This window comes from Burkholderia sp. NFPP32 (assembly GCF_900119325.1).
Taxonomy (GTDB): domain Bacteria; phylum Pseudomonadota; class Gammaproteobacteria; order Burkholderiales; family Burkholderiaceae; genus Burkholderia; species Burkholderia pyrrocinia_C.
On record NZ_FPJP01000076.1, the window covers coordinates 1 to 1696 of the forward strand.

At 57.1% G+C, this 1696-nt stretch carries 1 protein-coding gene and 1 pseudogene; one reads left to right on the plus strand and one right to left on the minus strand.

Features of this window, described 5'->3' with window-relative positions:
* Positions 1-135 (plus strand): annotated as a pseudogene (locus BT264_RS38995) (IS630 family transposase); the annotation flags it as partial.
* A gap of 55 nt (positions 136-190) precedes the next feature.
* On the opposite strand, the gene BT264_RS39000 reads toward BT264_RS38995, so the two are convergent.
* The gene (locus BT264_RS39000) at positions 191-1309 is read right to left on the minus strand and encodes a ParB/Srx family N-terminal domain-containing protein (protein ID WP_110281500.1); all 1119 of its coding nucleotides are present in this window, start codon (positions 1307-1309) and stop codon (positions 191-193) included.
* Between the last annotated feature and the right edge of the window lie 387 nt (positions 1310-1696).

A 1696-nucleotide genomic window follows, 5' to 3' on the forward strand; every position in this document is an offset into this window, starting at 1 on the left:
GTCTCCAGGCGCCTCGTGCAGTCCAAAGACGACATGAAGCGACTGGCCATCGGTGCTCTGCGCCGCATCCAGAAGTTGCCGGCACTGGTGAAGTCCTTCTTTCGCCAGCCCGAATGTCAGTACGCCTCCATGTGACATTTCTTTCCGAAATCTTAGTAACAGTCCCCAAACACTCATTTTGTTAGAGATTTTAATTCACGATTTCATACGGAATGGTGCTGAGGCCCAATTGCTGCGCCGCAAAATGGCGGTGATTACCGTCGACGATCCTGAATCGGGTTGCGCTGCCCGGGGCCACTTCGTTCACCTTGACAGGGTCGAGGTGCACGCCGTTTTCCATTGCTGTTTTTGCGCTGTCGGAACGCGTCTGTATCACGTCGTCGCGGCCCCGGTCGAACTGCTCGATGGGGGCGTATTTTTGATTCGGCTTGCCGGTTTCCCACGTGCCGATTGCCTTGTAATCGTACATTTCGGTGGGGTACCACGTCTCGTTGGAATCGATCGAGAAGTAGGCTCGGTCATCCGGGTCATGAATCAGATAGGTCTTTGTACCGCTTTTGGACGTGTGGACCCGCACATCCTGGCCATCTTCGAATGCGTCGTCGATCTTCTGTACCAGTTCCTCGTTCAGGCCGTCCTTCGACTGGCGTTTCCAGGCGTCCGGGGTGAGCGATTCCGGCGCGCCCGCGACAACGGCTTTGGGCGTTCGGAGTGACTCGCCTGACTCGGTGATCTCCGCGCTCCCCGCCTCGACTGGCACGCCGTCGCTCGCGACAGGCTCGAGCGGTGGCCGGACTGGTTCGAACGGTGTGGCGCGCACCGGCTGAGGTTCGACTTGGGGCGAAGTACGGGGATTGGGTCGGAGCAACGGCATGGTCTCGCTGGATGACGTTGGGCGTGGAGAATAGGAAAATACCGGGCGTCCCAGCGCACGTGCCGGCACGGGCCTGCCTATGCCAATTCCCGGTCCGCCCCACAAAAGACTCAACAATATTTCGCCCGCGATTGTCCAACCCGATGGACTGGGTGCCTCGGCAGGCGGCATGAATCCCAGCCTTTCTCGCCGCGCCAGATAATCCTGATAGCTTTCACCACTCATCCATTGGGGTTCCGCCAGTGCTCGCTTGACCCGCCCCCATCGCTCATCGGGTTGCGCGATAGGCGAGTCGACATGCTCGGCATTGGGCCTCGCTGTGTCGGAGGCCGAATTCGCGTTGGCCGATGGAGATGCTTCGATAAGTCGGGCGCCGGCGATGTCGTCTCCTGTTACGGGGATTCGGTTGCGGGAGGAAAGATCGACTGGATTCATATGGATAGCAAGGTGATTGATTATCTGGATTTTGCTTTGTCGGCAGGAATTTCAGTTTAGCCAGATGAATTTCCGGCGCCGTATTTCGATGCGCCGCTAATCTGACAAAGCCGAAGTGGCATGCTGACGAGTACGAGCTTTGGTGAGTCAACAACCTGGACAATGCACCGGCGCCACGTGACCCGGCAGGACCATATGCGTTCTTGGTGGCGTACGCCTCTCGGAAAACGGGTATCGGAATCCTCGGTTTACTCCAGGAGGCTTACTTCCGCGGCCTCTACATTGCATCTAGTCTTACTGTGTCAATAAATTCATGCCATTATAAAAACTTCTTCATCCATGGCGTGAGGAATGATGGACTGGGAGAGGTCATTCGAGGCGTATCTG

What these genes read in the sequence shown, in the direction of transcription:
- BT264_RS39000 (WP_110281500.1), bottom strand. Translation starts at nt 1,309, where the DNA reads ATGAATCCAGTCGATCTTTCCTCCCGCAACCGAATCCCCGTAACAGGA.